The sequence below is a fragment of the Microvirga yunnanensis genome, from assembly GCF_025460875.1.
Window position 1 is genome coordinate 2587 of record NZ_JAMXFI010000090.1, and the last position, 15115, is coordinate 17701.

General features: G+C 67.1%; 16 protein-coding genes and 1 pseudogene. 15 read left to right on the forward strand and 2 right to left on the reverse strand.

Going from position 1 to position 15115, the window contains the following annotated elements:
- Positions 1–663: lysophospholipid acyltransferase family protein (locus NF876_RS30855; RefSeq protein WP_262272080.1), on the forward strand; the 663-nt coding region annotated here is incomplete at its 5' end.
- Here the strand turns inward: NF876_RS30855 and gcvA are convergent.
- On the reverse strand, positions 555–1487 hold the full coding sequence (gcvA, locus tag NF876_RS30860) for a transcriptional regulator GcvA (RefSeq protein WP_173948778.1): 933 nt from the start codon (positions 1485–1487) through the stop codon (positions 555–557). The genes NF876_RS30855 and gcvA overlap by 109 nt on opposite strands.
- 121 nt (positions 1488–1608) lie before the next feature.
- On the opposite strand from gcvA, the gene NF876_RS30865 reads away from it, so the two are divergent.
- From NF876_RS30865 to NF876_RS30875, 3 genes and pseudogenes are all read left to right on the forward strand, one after another.
- Complete coding sequence (locus NF876_RS30865; RefSeq protein ID WP_173948777.1) at positions 1609–1848, forward strand: DUF1127 domain-containing protein; 240 nt, start codon at positions 1609–1611, stop codon at positions 1846–1848.
- Between the two features lie 41 nt (positions 1849–1889).
- A pseudogene (locus NF876_RS30870) lies at positions 1890–2105 on the forward strand (glutathione S-transferase family protein); the annotation flags it as partial.
- Positions 2079–2555, forward strand: a complete 477-nt coding sequence (locus NF876_RS30875) for a glutathione S-transferase family protein (RefSeq protein ID WP_373696746.1) — start codon at positions 2079–2081, stop codon at positions 2553–2555. The pseudogene NF876_RS30870 and the gene NF876_RS30875, both read left to right, overlap by 27 nt.
- Before the next feature lie 31 nt (positions 2556–2586).
- Here NF876_RS30875 and NF876_RS30880 read toward each other — a convergent pair whose 3' ends face one another.
- Positions 2587–3756 carry an MFS transporter gene (locus tag NF876_RS30880; RefSeq protein ID WP_173948775.1) on the reverse strand — a complete coding sequence of 390 codons (1170 nt, stop codon included), beginning with the start codon at positions 3754–3756 and terminating at the stop codon, positions 2587–2589.
- Between the two features lie 113 nt (positions 3757–3869).
- Between NF876_RS30880 and NF876_RS30885 the strand changes: the two genes are divergently transcribed.
- The 11 genes from NF876_RS30885 (at position 3870) to nusA (ending at position 15106) form a co-directional block, all read left to right on the forward strand.
- Entirely contained in the window at positions 3870–4205 is a 336-nt protein-coding gene (locus NF876_RS30885) for an ArsR/SmtB family transcription factor (protein ID WP_210812217.1), read from the forward strand.
- Between the two features lie 108 nt (positions 4206–4313).
- Positions 4314–5672: a tRNA (N6-isopentenyl adenosine(37)-C2)-methylthiotransferase MiaB gene (miaB, locus tag NF876_RS30890; RefSeq protein ID WP_210812216.1), complete on the forward strand. Its 1359-nt coding sequence runs from the start codon at positions 4314–4316 to the stop codon at positions 5670–5672.
- A gap of 204 nt (positions 5673–5876) precedes the next feature.
- Entirely contained in the window at positions 5877–6974 is a 1098-nt protein-coding gene (locus tag NF876_RS30895; RefSeq protein WP_373696745.1) for a PhoH family protein, read from the forward strand.
- 14 nt (positions 6975–6988) lie between these two features.
- On the forward strand, positions 6989–7447 hold the full coding sequence (gene ybeY, locus NF876_RS30900) for an rRNA maturation RNase YbeY (protein WP_262272100.1): 459 nt from the start codon (positions 6989–6991) through the stop codon (positions 7445–7447).
- A gap of 20 nt (positions 7448–7467) precedes the next feature.
- Positions 7468–8499, forward strand: coding sequence for a hemolysin family protein (locus NF876_RS30905; RefSeq protein WP_262272081.1), 1032 nt, complete (start codon positions 7468–7470; stop codon positions 8497–8499).
- Between the two features lie 13 nt (positions 8500–8512).
- Positions 8513–10114: an apolipoprotein N-acyltransferase gene (gene lnt, locus NF876_RS30910; protein WP_262272082.1), complete on the forward strand. Its 1602-nt coding sequence runs from the start codon at positions 8513–8515 to the stop codon at positions 10112–10114.
- Positions 10115–10161: 47 nt separating this feature from the next.
- Positions 10162–10575 (forward strand): helix-turn-helix domain-containing protein, encoded by a 414-nt coding sequence (locus tag NF876_RS30915; RefSeq protein ID WP_262272083.1) that lies wholly within the window; start codon positions 10162–10164, stop codon positions 10573–10575.
- A 107-nt stretch (positions 10576–10682) separates the two neighbouring features.
- Positions 10683–11861, forward strand: a complete 1179-nt coding sequence (gene metK / locus NF876_RS30920) for a methionine adenosyltransferase (RefSeq protein ID WP_262272084.1) — start codon at positions 10683–10685, stop codon at positions 11859–11861.
- A gap of 146 nt (positions 11862–12007) precedes the next feature.
- The gene (trmB, locus tag NF876_RS30925; RefSeq protein ID WP_262272085.1) at positions 12008–12691 is read left to right on the forward strand and encodes a tRNA (guanine(46)-N(7))-methyltransferase TrmB; all 684 of its coding nucleotides are present in this window, start codon (positions 12008–12010) and stop codon (positions 12689–12691) included.
- Positions 12692–12844: 153 nt separating this feature from the next.
- Complete coding sequence (gene rimP / locus NF876_RS30930) at positions 12845–13474, forward strand: ribosome maturation factor RimP (RefSeq protein WP_315975094.1); 630 nt, start codon at positions 12845–12847, stop codon at positions 13472–13474.
- Positions 13475–13486: 12 nt separating this feature from the next.
- On the forward strand, positions 13487–15106 hold the full coding sequence (nusA, locus tag NF876_RS30935) for a transcription termination factor NusA (RefSeq protein ID WP_262272086.1): 1620 nt from the start codon (positions 13487–13489) through the stop codon (positions 15104–15106).
- Positions 15107–15115 lie beyond the last annotated feature (9 nt).

The window sequence follows — 15115 nt, forward strand, 5'->3', positions numbered from 1 at the left end:
TCCTGGCTCGACATTCCAGTGATCGGATCGCTCCATCCCCTCTCCTTCATCGCCAAATCCGAGATCGAAGGCTGGCCCGTGGTCGGCCTGTTCGCGCGGCTTCAGCGCTCGGTCTTCATCGACCGCCAGCGCCGCAAGGCCACCGCCGAGGTGAACGACGCGCTCGCCCACCGCCTGGTGAAGGGCGAGGTGATCGTCCTGTTCGCGGAGGGCACCACGAGCGACGGCAACCGTCTCCTGCCCTTCCGCTCGTCCCTGGTGGGCGCGGCCCAGACGGCCCTCATGCACGACAGCGTCGAGCGGGTGTTCCTCCAGCCGCTCGCCATCGCCTATACCGGCCGCAACGGCCTGCCGGTGACCCGGCGCGAGCGCCCGTTCATCGCCTGGTACGGCGACATGGATCTCGCGCCCCACCTCAAGCTGTTCGTCCAGGGCGTCCCGCTCGACGTGGTGGTCACCTGGGGCGAGCCGATCCCGTTCAACGGCAACCGCAAGCAGGCGACCGCCTCCGCCGAGGCCGAGGTACGCCGTGCCTTGAAGGGGCTTGAGGCCGTTCACCCCCGCGTCGCCTCCACGCCGGACGCTTTCGCCTCCTCCATCAGCCAGGCCCGGAAGGCCGCCAGAGCCGGACGGTCGGCGGTGGCCTCGGGGCAGACCACGTAATATTGGTAGGCCCCCTTCACCTGCTGCGGGAAGGGCTGAACCAGGCGCCCGGCCTGCAGATAGTCGCCGATCAGCACGTTGGTGGCGAGGGCCACACCCTGACCGGACGCGGCGGCCTGCAGGCAGAGATAGGTGTGGGTGAAGCGCGGGCCGCGGGAGGTGTCGACGCCCGTGACGCCGAGAGCCGCGAGCCAACGGTCCCAGGTGGTGTAGTCCGGCACCGCTCCGACGGCCTCGTGAATGAGGGTATGACGGCGCAGGTCCGCGGGCTCCCGCAAGGGCCGCTCCGGATCGCCCAGAAGGCCCGCGCTGCACACCGCGAAGAAATATTCGTCCATCAGCAGGTCGGTGCGCAGGCCCGGATAGGCGCCTTGGCCGAAGCGGATCGCGATATCCACGTCCTCCCGGGCAAAATCGGTGAGCTGCATCGAGACCGAGACCCGGACGTCGAAATCCGGATACCGAGCCTGGAAGGATCCGAGCCGGGGGATGAGCCAGTTCGACGCGAGGCTCGGCATCGCGCTGACCGTGATGACATGGGAGGCTTCCGGGCGCAGGGCCTGGGCGGTGGCATGGTCGAGCCGATCGAGGATGTCCGACAGGGAAGTGGCATAGGCCTCGCCCAGGGGTGTCAGCGCCACGCCGCGGCTCGGATGACGGACGAAGAGGGGACGCCCGAGCCACGCTTCGAGCGCCTTCACCTGCTGGCCCACGGCGCTCGCCGTCACGGCGATCTCGTCGCCCGCCTTCTCGAAATTCAGGTGGCGGGACGCAGCCTCGAAGGCGCGCAGGGCGTTCAGGGGTGGCAGGCGTCGGCGGGACATGGCGGATCCAGGGATTTTGCCCAAGTTTTGCTTGGGCGACGCGCAAGAAGTTCTCGTTTGCCTATAACCTATCATGGGAGCACATTTCTCTTCAATGCAACGCCATTGAAGGAGACCCGCCATGGCGATCGGACATGCCACAGTAAATCTTGGGTTTCACAGCCTTGGCCGTGAGCACAAGGGTGCCCTGCTTCAGCTTCTGCTCAAGGTTGAGGCCTGGCTCGACGCACGCAGGAACTCCAGGGTCCTGTACCGGATGGACGACCGGGAGCTTGCCGATATCGGGTTGTCGCGGGCCGATGTGGAAGGCTTGAATGTCGATCGCTGGCAGGATCACCTGCCGGCCGCGTTCAGCCGATGACATCCCGAAAGGCACCCCGATGAAGATCTCTCTATTCCGGCCCCGTGAGCCTCTTCTCCCGCAAGGTCGAGATCGCTCTTCACGAGAAGGGGCTCGCGTTCGAGCAGATCCTGGTGCCGTTCACGCAGACCGCCGGCTACAGCCCGAAGAATCCGCACGTCCTCGCGGTCAATCCCAAGGGACAGGTCCCGGTGTTCGTGGACGGGGATCTGTCCCTCTACGATTCGACGGTGATCCTCGAATACCTGGAGGACGCCCACCCGGATCCGGCACTCTATCCGGCGTCTCCGGCAGAACGGGCCCGGTGCCGGCTCTTCGACGTGTTCGGCGACGAGGTCATGCTGGCCCCGTTGCGCTTCCTGATGCACCGGACCGAGCCGAAACCCGACGATCTCGAGCGCTGGAACGCCAAGGAAGCGAAGGCCCGGGAGGCCGAGGCGGCCCTGGCCGGCCATTTCGCCGAAATCGACCGGGCGCTCCAGGGCCGGGACTATCTCTGCGACGCCTTTTCGGCCGCCGACATCGCGGTGTTCATGCCCGTCTTCTGGACCCGCCGCCTCGGCGGCCCGTCCCTGAAGGGTCACGAGGCCCTGGCCGGCTGGTATGGACGGCTCGGCGCCCGCCCGGCCTTCGCGAAGGTCGTGTCCGAGATCCTGGCCGCCGATGCCGCATTGTCGGCCCCGGTCGAGGGCGCCTTCGGCGATTGAGGGAGACAGGCGGCCCTCAATCTCCTGCCGGTCAGGCCGCCGGAAGTCCGGCCGGCCGTAACCGTCCCGCACGGACCAGGACGAGCGCCGTGACCAGGAAGAGAGCGGCCACCCAGCCGAGATCACCCACGGTCGCATAGCGCAGCACCAGCCCCCCGATGAACGAGCCGAGCGCCACGCCGAAATACAGGGCCGAGCCGTTGAGCGAGAGGGCCAGCGGGGCGCTGCCCGGCGCGATCGCCAGGATCCGGCTCGCCTGGGCGGGCGGAAAGGACCACGACATGACGCCCCAGGGAAAGAGGGCGCCGAGGAAGGCCGGCCCCGCCCACCCGTCCGGCAAATGCCCGAGGAGCGTGAAGAACAGCATCATGCCCGTGTTGAGAACGATGGCGATCGTCACCATGCGCTGCGCGCCCCAGCGGTCGGCCATCTGCCCGCCGAGATAGTTCCCCAGGGCGGCGCCGCTGCCATAGACCAGCAGCACGGTGGGCAGCAGGGACCGGACGAGCCCGGCGGCCTGCAGGGTCATGGGTGCGATATAGGTGAAGATCATGAAGCCCGCCGTCATGTAGAGCAGCGTCGTCGCCAGGGCGGTACGGATTCCGGGCTGCGACAGGACCGCGAACCGGCTCCGGAGCGACATCCTCGTGCCGCGCAATCCGCCCGGCAGCATGAGGCGGATCGCCAGGGCGGCGATCACCCCGGCCAGGGCGATGCTCGCATAGGTGCCCCGCCAGCCGGCCCAGCCGGCGACGAACGCGCCCAGAGGCGCCCCGAACGCCACGGCGAGGGATGTTCCGCCGACCACGATGGCGATCGCCCGCGCCCGATGGTCGGCGTGGGAGATCGCGACCGCGGTCGCCTGGGCGGTCGCGGCGTAGAGCCCGGCCGCGCAGGCGATCACGATCCGGGCGACGAGGAGAACCGCATAGGTATGGGCGAAGGCGGCGCTCAGGGCGCCGGCGGCGAAGACCACGGCGCTCGCCGTGAGGATCGTGCGCCGGTCCCGGTCGGCGGTGAGCGCCGTCAGGACCGGCGAGGCGGTCGCATAGACCAGCGCGAAGGCTACCACGAGATATCCGGCTTCGATCAGGGTCACGCCGGTATCTTCGGAGATCTGCGGGAGGAGCGACGCGATGACGAATCCCTCCGCCCCGATGGCGAAGGTGCCGAGAGCCAGCCAGAAGAGGCGCTTGTTCATGGTCCACCCGGTTTGTTCAACGATTATTGAACAATTGAACCTTTGATCTCCACGTGTCAAGGACTAGTTCAAGAGATGTTGAACTACGAGCAAAAACCCTTATGTTGAACCGCATGACGTCCCTTCCCCATCCCCATGCCGATCAGATCGAGCTGGCCCACGTCCTGTCGGCCCTCGGCGACGAGACGCGTCTCGCCATCATCGGGCTTCTGGCCCATGGCGAGCAGGATGCGATGACCTGCAGCCAGTTCCTGCATCTCGGCTCCAAGACGGGGTTGAGCTATCATCTGGCCAAGCTGCGCGAAGCCGGGCTCGTCAGGGTCCGGCCCGAGGGCACGAAGCGCATGATCAGCCTGCGGCGGGCCGACCTCGACTATCGCTTCCCGGGCTTCCTCGACTCGATCATCGCTTGCCAGGCCGGTCGGCCCAAGCCGGGACCGGAGGCTTAACGGGAGGGCCGCAATCGGTGTTGTCTCTGTCACAGCGGCAACTCTCTTCTCTTGCCGGCCCAAAGCGCTTAAAGACGGGGCTCCACCCTTTCACCACAGGCCGACCTCGTGAAAAAAGTCTTCGTCAAATCCTATGGCTGCCAGATGAACGTCTATGACGCCGAGCGCATGGCCGACATGCTGACCTCCGAGGGCTACAGCGAAACCGCCGCCATGGAAGAGGCGGACCTCGTCATCCTCAACACCTGCCACATCCGCGAAAAGGCCGCCGAGAAGGTCTATTCCGAGCTCGGCCGCGTGCGCGAGATGAAGAAGGAGCGGGAGGCGCTCGGCCAGGAGACCAAGATCGTGGTGGCCGGCTGCGTGGCTCAGGCCGAGGGCCAGGAGATCCTGCGCCGCGCGCCTGCCGTCGACGTGGTGGTGGGTCCGCAGAACTATCACAACCTGCCGCGGCTTTTGAAGAAGCCGCGGTCCGAGCGCGTGGTCGACACGGAATTCCCGATCGAGGACAAGTTCGACCACCTGCCCAAGCCGTCGAGGGCGGCGATCCGGAACCGGGGCGTGTCGGCGTTCCTCACGATCCAGGAGGGCTGCGACAAGTTCTGCACCTTCTGCGTGGTGCCCTATACCCGTGGGACGGAGGTGTCGCGGCCGGTGGCCAAGATCCTGGACGAGGCCCTGCGGCTGGCCGATGCGGGCGTGCGCGAGCTCACGCTGATCGGGCAGAACGTGAACGCCTATCACGGCGAGGGCCCGGACGGCTCCGTCTGGTCGCTCGGCCGCCTGCTGCACCGTCTGGCCGAGGTGCCGGGAATCGCACGCCTGCGCTACACCACGAGCCATCCGCGCGACATGGACGACGAGCTGATCGCCGCCCATCGCGACCTTTCCGCCGTGATGCCCTACCTGCACCTGCCGGTGCAGTCCGGCTCCGACCGCATCCTCGACGCGATGAACCGCCGGCACACCGGCGACGAGTACCGCCGCCTGATCGCGCGCATCCGCGAGGCGCAGCCCGAACTCGCCCTCTCGTCCGACTTCATCGTCGGCTTCCCGGGCGAGACGGATGCGGAGTTCGAGGAGACCATGCGGCTCGTGGCGGATGTGGGCTTCGCCAGCTCCTTCTCGTTCAAGTACAGCCCCCGCCCCGGCACGCCGGCGGCCGAAATCGACGCGCAGGTTCCCGAGCCCGTGAAGGCCGAGCGTCTGGCGCGGCTGCAGAATCTGCTGGAAATGCAGCGACAGGCCTTCAACCACGGAACCGTAGGCCAGACCCTCGACGTTCTCTTGGAGAAGCCGGGTCGTCATCCGGGCCAGATGGCGGGCAAGTCGCCCTATCTGCAGGCCGTGCAGATCGAGACCGACCGTCACGCCGTCGGAGAGATCGTGACGGTGCGGATCACGCGGGCCGGCTCGAACAGCCTGTTCGGGGACTGGGTCGGTCCCGGCAGCCAGGCCGCCGCCTAGAGTATCGGCCCCAAGAGTGGACCCACTTGTGGGATCGGATCCGATGCTTCTTATCTTGGCTGGCGCATCGTTCTGCGCGGAAAACCAGGGCCACTTTTCGCTAGCGCGGCCCGCTGGGCCCGCACGATGCGCTAGTCTCCGGCCGCGTGAGACCCCATATTCGTTCGCCGCACGTCTTGCAGCGAAACTTCAGAGGAGAGGCATTTGAGCCCAGCGGACAATGTGACCGCACGAGCCCAAAAGGGGCGGAACGCCAGCAGCTTGCATCCCGGCGTCGTCGAAGAGGCCGAGATCGTCCTCACCTTCGACGACAACCGCCTCGCCAGCCTCGTCTTCGGACAATACGACCAGAACCTCGCCCATCTGGAGCGGCGCCTGAACGTGACCGCCATCGCCAACGGCAACCGGGTCACCGTGAAGGGCACGCCGGAAGCCTCCGAGATGGGCCGCCGAGTCCTGGAAGGCCTCTACGAGCGCGCCCGCCAGGGCGGAGCGCTCGGGCCCGGCGACGTGGACGGCGCCATCGAGGAGAGCACCCTGCAGGGCAGCCTCTTTCCGGCCGCCGAGGAGCCGCCGGTCCCGGGGCTCACCGCCTTCGACCAGATCTCCACGCGCCGGCGCGGTCCGGTCCGCGCCCGCAACGCCTCGCAGAACGCCTATATCAAGGCGCTCAAGACGAATGAGCTCGTCTTCGCCGAAGGCCCGGCCGGCACCGGCAAGACCTGGCTGGCTGTCGGCTACGCGGTGTCGCTGCTCGAGGCCGGTCAGGTCGACCGCCTGATCATCTCCCGTCCGGCCGTGGAAGCCGGCGAGCGGCTCGGCTTCCTGCCGGGCGACATGCGCGAGAAGGTCGATCCCTATCTGCGGCCGATCTACGACGCCCTCTACGACTTCATGGAGGCCCGGCACGTGGACCGGGGCCTGCAGACCGGGATGATCGAGATCGCCCCCTTGGCCTTCATGCGCGGGCGCACCCTCACCAACGCCCTGGTGCTGCTCGACGAGGCGCAGAACACCACGTCGATGCAGATGAAGATGTTCCTGACCCGCCTCGGCGATGGCTCGCGGATGATCATCACGGGCGATCCGACCCAGATCGACCTGCCGCCGGGCCAGAAATCCGGCCTGGTCGAGGCGGTGCGCATCCTGAACGGCGTCGAGGGGATCGCCCGCGTCACCTTCAAGGAGGCCGACGTGGTGCGCCACGACCTCGTGCGCCGCATCGTGACGGCCTACGACAAGGCCGCCCGCGAGGCGCCGCCGGAGCCGCCGCGCCCGGATTACCGGGACCGCCGGCCGTGATCACTCTCGACATCATGATCGAGGCGGGAGACTGGGGCCGCCTCGATGACGCGGAGGCCCTCGCGCAGAAGGCCGCCCAGGCCGCCCTCGCGGTCACCTACGAGGCGGACGGCGCGTTCGAGGCGAGCGTCCTGCTCGCCGACGATGCCCAGATCCGGGAGCTGAACCGCACCTGGCGGGGCAAGGACAAGCCCACCAACGTGCTCTCCTTCCCGGCGCCGGAGCAGCCGGGCGCGACGGGCCCTCGCCATTTGGGCGATATTGCTTTAGCCTATGAGACGCTGGTGCTCGAATCCGAGGAGGAATCCAAGGAGCTCGCGCATCATTTTGCCCATTTGATCGTCCATGGAGTGCTGCATCTCCTCGGCTACGACCACGAGGTCGAGGCGGAGGCGGAGATCATGGAAGGTCTTGAGGTCAAGGCGCTCGCCACCCTCGGCATCGCCGATCCCTATCGCGATATGGCAGCATGAACGGCTGACAACCCAAAGCAATGAACGAAGATCGAAGTCGTAGCGACCGACCTGTCCGAACCCTCACCGAGACAGACGACACACGCGACCACTGGTACGACCGGGTTCTGACCCGTCTCGGCCTGAAACCCCGCGAATCCATCCGCCACGATCTTGAGGACGTCCTCGCGGAAACCGTCGAGGACACGGATTTCTCGCCCCAGGAGCGGGCGATGCTCAAGAACGTGCTCTCCTTCCACCGCATTCGCGTGGAGGACGTGATGGTGCCGCGCGCCGACATCGTGGCGGTGGCGGCCGACACCAACCTCGGCGAGCTGCTCAGCCTGTTCCGCACGGCGGGCCATTCCCGGCTGCCGGTCTATGGCGAGACCCTGGACGACCCCAAGGGCATGGTCCACATCCGCGACTTCCTCGATTTCATCGCCATGCGGGCCGATGGCGGGGCCGTGGCCGGATCCGGCCACGAGGCTCCCCTGCCGAGCCTCGGCCAGATCGACCTGTCGATGGCGCTCTCCTCCGCCAACATCCTGCGGCCGGTCCTGTTCGTGCCGCGCTCCATGCCGGCCATCGACCTGCTGGTGCGCATGCAGGCGACCCGGACCCACATGGCCCTCGTCATCGACGAATACGGCGGCACCGACGGCCTCGTGTCGATCGAGGATCTGGTCGAGATGGTGGTGGGCGACATCGAGGACGAGCACGACGAGGATTCGACCCTCACGATCGTGCCGGCGGCCGACGGCACCTATATCGCCGACGCCCGCGCCAGCCTCGACGAGGTCAAGGAGGTGCTGGGCCTCGACCTCACCGAGGAGGAAGGAGCCGAGGACATCGATACGATCGGCGGCTTCATCGTGACGCTGGCCGGCCGCGTCCCGTCCCGCAGCGAGGTGATCGAGGGGCCGTCGGGCCTGGAATTCGAGGTCCTCGACGCCGATCCGCGGCGCGTGAAGCGCCTGCGCGTCCATCGCCGCACCCCGGCCTCGACCGAGGTGGAGATCAGCGAGGGGCAACCGGTCGCGCCGCGCCCTGAAAGCGCTGCCGCGGAATGAGGCAGCTGGCGAAATGAGTCTCCTGGCGAAGCGCGTCAGCCTCCTGCGGGGCTGGCGCCGCTGGCTCACGGTCTTCGCGGCTGGGGCCGCCGGCGCCCTGGCCATGCCGCCTTTCGGATTCCTGCCCGCCCTCGTCCTTTCCCTGGCGCCGGCAATCTGGCTCCTGGACGGCACCGTCAGGACCGGTCCGTCTCGCCGGGCCGCTGTCCGATCCGCTGCCCTTCTCGGCTGGTTCTGGGGCTTCGGCTATTTCGTCGCCGGATTGTGGTGGCTCGGCGCTGCCTTTCTCGTCGAGGCCGACGAGTTCGCCTGGGCCATGCCGTTCGGCGTGCTGGGCCTGCCCGCCCTGCTCGCCTTCTTTCCCGCCTTCGGCTTTGCCCTGGCGCGCCTGCTCTGGCTCCCGGATGCCGGGCGCATCCTCGCCTTCGCCTTCGGCCTCACGGTCAGCGAATGGCTCAGGGGCCATCTCTTCACCGGCTTCCCCTGGAATAGCCCCGGAATGGCGCTCGGCCAGAACCCGTGGCTGATGCAATCGGCCGCGCTGGTGGGCCTCTACGGCCTCACCTTCCTGAGCCTCCTGATCGGCGCGGCGCCCGCCGTGCTGCTCACCGGCCCGACGGGGCGGGCCCGCTGGACCGCTCCTGCGGCCGCAGCCGGTCTCCTCGCCGGCCTTGCGCTCTTCGGCTTCTGGCGCGTCCCGCCCGAGGCTTGGCCGACCGTCCAGGCCGTGCACCTGCGCATCATGCAGCCCAACCTGCCGCCGGACGCCAAGTTCAACCCGCGCAACCGGGACGCCATCATGCGGCGCTACCTGGGTCTGAGCGCGAGCCCGCGCCGCGATGGCAGTCCGGCGGCGCCGACCCACATCGTCTGGCCGGAATCGGCGTTTCCCTTCCTGCTCCATCGCGACGCCGGCTCGCTCGCGCAGATCGCCACGCTGCTCGGGCCGGGCTCCGTTCTGATCACGGGCGCCGCCCGCATGGACGCACCCCTGCCGGGCGAGGCCGCCGGCAAATTCTACAACGCCATCCAGGTGATCGACGAGAAGGGGACGATCATCGGCACCTACGACAAGGTTCATCTGGTCCCCTTCGGCGAGTACGTGCCGAAAGTTCTCGATGCCTTGATTCGGGCCGTGGGGCTGCGCCAATTCGTGCACATCCCCGGAGGGTTCGAGCCGAGCGAGACGCGCACCACCTTATCCATCCCGGGCCTCCCGCCGGTGGCTGCGACGATCTGCTACGAGGCGATCTTCCCGGGCGAGATTCTCGCCGCGGGCACCCGTCCCGACCTGATCCTGAATGTCACCAACGACGCGTGGTTCGGGCAGACGCCAGGGCCCTATCAGCATTTCGCCCAGGCCCGTCTGCGGGCCGTCGAGGAGGGCCTTCCCCTGGTCAGGGCCGCCAACACGGGAATTTCGGCCGTCGTCGATCCTTTCGGCCGTGTCACGGCCGAACTCCAACTGGGAGTTGAGGGAGTTCTGGATGCCGATCTGCCAGTTGCAGGCGCGCCTACTCTTTATAGGAAATGGGGCATGTTTTCTTTGACGGCCACGCTTTCGATCTGCTTAATCTTCCTGATTGCGCGTCGCAGGCACCCACCATTCCCATAAAAACATGCTTCGACGATGCGCCAGTGTCGGCAAGGGGACAGGCCATAATGAAGAAGTCGACGGGCTCGATCGATAAGGAAATCGGAAGCAGAGTGCGGATGCGCCGTGTCTCGATCGGGATGAGCCAGGAGAAGCTTGGCGATATGCTTGGCCTGACCTTTCAGCAGGTTCAGAAATACGAAAAGGGCATGAACCGGATCAGCGTGGCCCGCCTCGTCGAGATTGCCAAGATCCTCAATGTCGAGATCGAGTTCTTCTTCGACGGCGTCAGGCCGGGGAAGGCCGAGGGCGGCTTCGCAGAAAGCGGCTCGCCTCCCTATGTGGCCGACATGATGTCGACCCCGGAAGGCCTGCAACTCGTCCGAACCTTCGCTAGCATCAAGAGCCCCCGGGTCCGCAAGAGCATCGTTCAGCTCGTCAGCTCGCTGGCCTCGCAGGAAGAGATCGAGCGTTCGTCATAAAGAACACGTTCGCTTGACCTTTCCCTCCGCCTGCGGCATGAGCATGTTTCTGAGCCTGACATCTGTTACAGGTTAACCCATTATTCATTGCCTGAAGGAATCCTGTCGTGCGGCGTTCGAGCTATCTTTTCACGAGCGAATCGGTCTCCGAGGGACATCCGGACAAGGTCTGCGACCGGATCTCCGATGCCGTTGTCGACGCCTATCTGGCTGCCGAGCCGGAAGCCCGCGTGGCCTGCGAGACGCTGGCCACCACCAACCGGGTCGTCATCGCCGGCGAGGTCCGCGGCCCTGAATCCATCACCAAGGACACGGTGATCGAGCTCGCCCGGGACGCCATCAAGGACATCGGCTACGAGCAGGACGGCTTCCACTGGAAGACCGCCGACGTGTCGGTCTATCTCCATGCCCAGTCGGCTCACATCGCTCAGGGCGTCGACGCCGCCGGCAGCAAGGACGAGGGCGCGGGCGACCAGGGCATCATGTTCGGCTACGCCTGCAACGAGACGCCCGAGCTGATGCCGGCGCCCATCTACTACGCCCACAAGATCCTCGAGAACCTGACCGCGGCCCGCAAGGGCAGGGTCGGTGACGCGGCCAAGCTCGGCCCCGACGCCAAGAGCCAGGTCACGGTGCGCTACGAGAACGGCAAGCCGGTCGCGGCGACCCAGATCGTCCTGTCGACCCAGCACCTCGACGAGAGCCTTTCCTCGGCCGACGTGCGCGCCATCGTCGAACCTTATATCCGCCAGACCCTCCCCGAAGGCTGGATCTCGCCCGACACGATCTGGCACGTGAACCCCACCGGAAAGTTCGTCATCGGCGGTCCCGACGGCGATTGCGGCCTCACCGGCCGCAAGATCATCGTGGACACCTACGGCGGCGCAGCTCCGCACGGCGGCGGCGCCTTCTCCGGCAAGGATCCGACCAAGGTGGACCGTTCGGCCGCCTACGCGGCGCGTTATCTCGCCAAGAACGTGGTCGCCGCGGGTCTCGCCGAGAACTGCACCCTGCAGCTCTCCTACGCCATCGGCGTGGCCAAGCCCCTGTCGATCTATGTGGATCTCCACGGCACCGGCGGGGTTGACGAGAGCAAGCTCGAGGCGATCCTCATGGACGCCATGGACCTGTCGCCGCGCGGCATCCGCACGCATCTCGGCCTCAACAAGCCGATCTATGCCCGTACCTCGGCGTACGGCCATTTCGGCCGCAAGCCCGATGCGGACGGCGGCTTCTCCTGGGAGCGCACGGATCTGGCCGACCGCCTCAAGGCGGCGTTCCGCTAGGATCGCCTCGCGGGCCGAGCCCGCGGCCCCTTAAGCCCCGAAAACGAGCCGGTTCCCCGTCAGGCGAACCGGCTCTCATCGTATCGCCGGCATGGCGGACACAGGTGTTCGAGGCTGATCGTGCCGTTTTCAGGAGCATTTGTCCCATGACCGAAGTCTCCGAACGGGCCGGTGCGTTCTTCGGGCGCCGCAAGGGCAAGAAGCTGCGGGCCGGGCAGGACGAGCTGGTCCAGACCCTGCTGCCGGCGGTCCGGGTGGTGCCGGACAGCCCCCTGGCCGATCAGTTTCCCAACCACCGGTCCCGCGAGACCTGGCTCGAGATCGGCTTCGGCGGCGGCGAACATCTCGCCGCCCAGGCCAGGACTCACCGGGACATCAACATCGTCGGTTGCGAGCCCTTCGTGAACGGCATGGCGAAGCTTCTGGCCGTGATCGAGCACGAGCGCCTCGACAACGTCCGTGTCTGGGACGACGACGTCACGGATCTCCTGCCCGCCCTGCCCGAGGGCTCGTTCGACCGGGTCTACATCCTCTATCCCGATCCCTGGCCCAAGCGCCGGCAGCGGAAGCGCCGCCTCGTCTCCGACGAGACGCTCGAGGGTCTCGCCCGCGTGATGAGACCCGGCGCCGAACTGCGCTTCGCCAGCGACATCGACGACTATATCGGCTGGGTGCTCGCCCGGGCCCTGCGGTCCCGGCATTTCCGCTGGACGGCCACCCGGGCCGACGATTGGCGCCGCCCTTACGAGGGCTGGCCGGGCACCCGCTACGAGGCCAAGGCCATCCGCGAGGGCCGGGTGCCGAGCTATCTGACATTCGTAAGGGTCTGATCGGCGCCTTTGCGCACCGCGCTTGTATTTCGATCTCGGAATCAGTATATTCGCCTTGTCAGCTCTGGTTGCAGCGTCAAGCTGCTGGTCGAGAGTGGGCCCCCCGGGGTCCGCTCTTTTTTATTGCTTGGACCCCGGGGCGTGCGGAGAGCCATGACAAACGAACGCGACAACCGACTGATCACGGAGAACGGCGTCGCTGCCCGTGTGGCGGCCATCGTCGAGCCGGTGATCGAGGATCTGGGCTTCAATCTCGTGCGGGTGCGGGTCACCGGCCAGAATGGATGCACCGTCCAGATCATGGCCGAGCGGCCGGACGGCACCATGTCGGTGGCCGATTGCGAGACCGTGAGCCGGGCGATTTCGCCGGTCCTCGATCTTGAGGATCCCATCGCCACGGCCTATCACCTGGAGATCTCCTCGCCGGGGATCGACCGCCCGCTCGTGCGCGTCAGCGATTTCGAGCGCTGGAGCGGCTACGAGGCCAAGGTGGAAATGGCCGTGCCGGTCGCCGGCCGCAAGCGCTACCGCGGCCTTCTCCGGGGCGTGGAGGACGGGATGCTCGTGATCGAGCTGCTGGACGTAAAGGAAGGTCTCGATCCCATCGCCCGGGTGCCCCTGACGGATCTCGGCGAGGCTCACCTCGTTCTCACCGACGAGCTGATCCGTGAATCGCTGCGCCGCGGAACGGCGCCGACCACGGACGATCTTGATGAAGACACGGATGTGGTCGACGCGCCCGACGAGGCGCCGGACCCGGCCGATCAGACGAAACCGAACTAAGGAGCGACCTCGATGGCTATCAGCGCCAACAGGCTTGAACTCTTGCAGATCGCCGATGCGGTCGCACGTGAGAAGGTGATCGACAAGCAGATCGTGCTCGACGCCATGGCGGATGCCATCGCCAAGGCGGCCCGGTCCCGCTATGGCGCCGAGACCGACATTCACGCGGAGATCAACCCCAAGACCGGCGAGCTGCGCCTCGCCCGCCACCTCCTGGTGGTCGATGACGGCGCGGTCGAGAACGATTCCCGCGAGATCACCCTGGCCGAGGCCCGCACCCGCCACAACCCGGCCGCCCAGGTGGGCGATGTGATCGCCGACACCCTGCCGCCCTTCGATTTCGGCCGCATCGCCGCCCAGTCGGCCAAGCAGGTGATCGTGCAGAAGGTGCGCGACGCCGAGCGCGACCGCCAGTACCAGGAATACAAGGACCGCATCGGCGAGGTCGTGAACGGCGCCGTCAAGCGCGTCGAATACGGCAACGTGATCGTCGATCTCGGCCGCGGCGAGGCGATCATCCGCCGCGACGAGCTCATCCCGCGCGAGACCTTCCGTCCGGGCGACCGGATCCGCGCCTACCTCTTCGACGTCCGCCGCGAAGCCCGCGGGCCCCAGATCTTCCTGTCGCGCACCCACCCGCAGTTCATGGCGAAGCTCTTCGCCTCCGAGGTGCCGGAGATCTACGACGGCATCGTGTCGGTGCAGGCGGTGGCCCGCGATCCCGGCTCCCGGGCCAAGATCGCCGTGACCTCGCGCGACAGCTCCATCGATCCGGTCGGCGCCTGCGTGGGCATGCGCGGCTCCCGCGTCCAGGCGGTGGTCGGCGAGTTGCAGGGCGAGAAGATCGACATCATCCCCTGGTCCCAGGATCAGGCGACCTTCATCGTCAACGCGCTCCAGCCTGCGGAAGTGGTCAAGGTGGTGCTCGACGAGGAGGCCGACCGCATCGAGGTGGTGGTGCCCGACGATCAGCTCTCGCTGGCCATCGGCCGCCGCGGTCAGAACGTGCGCCTCGCCTCGCAGCTCACCGGCTGGGACATCGACATTCTGACCGAAGCCGAGGAATCCGAGCGGCGCCAGAAGGAGTTCGCCGAGCGCACCGAGCTGTTCATGAACGCCCTCGACGTGGACGAGGTCGTGGGCCAGCTGCTGGCCTCCGAAGGCTTCCGCTCCGTCGAGGAAATCGCCTATGTGGACGCCGGCGAGGTGGCCTCCATCGAGGGCTTCGACGAGGACACGGCGGGCGAGATCCAGAGCCGCGCCCAGGAGTATCTCGCCCGCATCGAGGCCGAGAACGAGGATCGCCGAAAGGCGCTCGGCGTCTCGGACGACCTGAAGGAGATCGACGGCGTCACCTCGGCCATGCTGGTGGCCTTCGGCGAGAACGACATCAAGAGCATCGAGGATCTGGCGGGCTGCGCCACCGACGATCTCGTCGGCTGGACGGAAGGCCGGGGCCCCGAGGCGACCCGCTACAAGGGCGCGCTCGACGGCTTCGACGTCTCCCGCTCCGACGCGGAGAACATGATCATGGCGGCCCGCGTGAAGGCGGGCTGGATCGAGCAGCCGGAAGAGACCGTGGAGACCGAGGGATCGGCCGAAGAGGCCGAGACCGAGGCTCAGCCGTCTTAACCTGGCCAT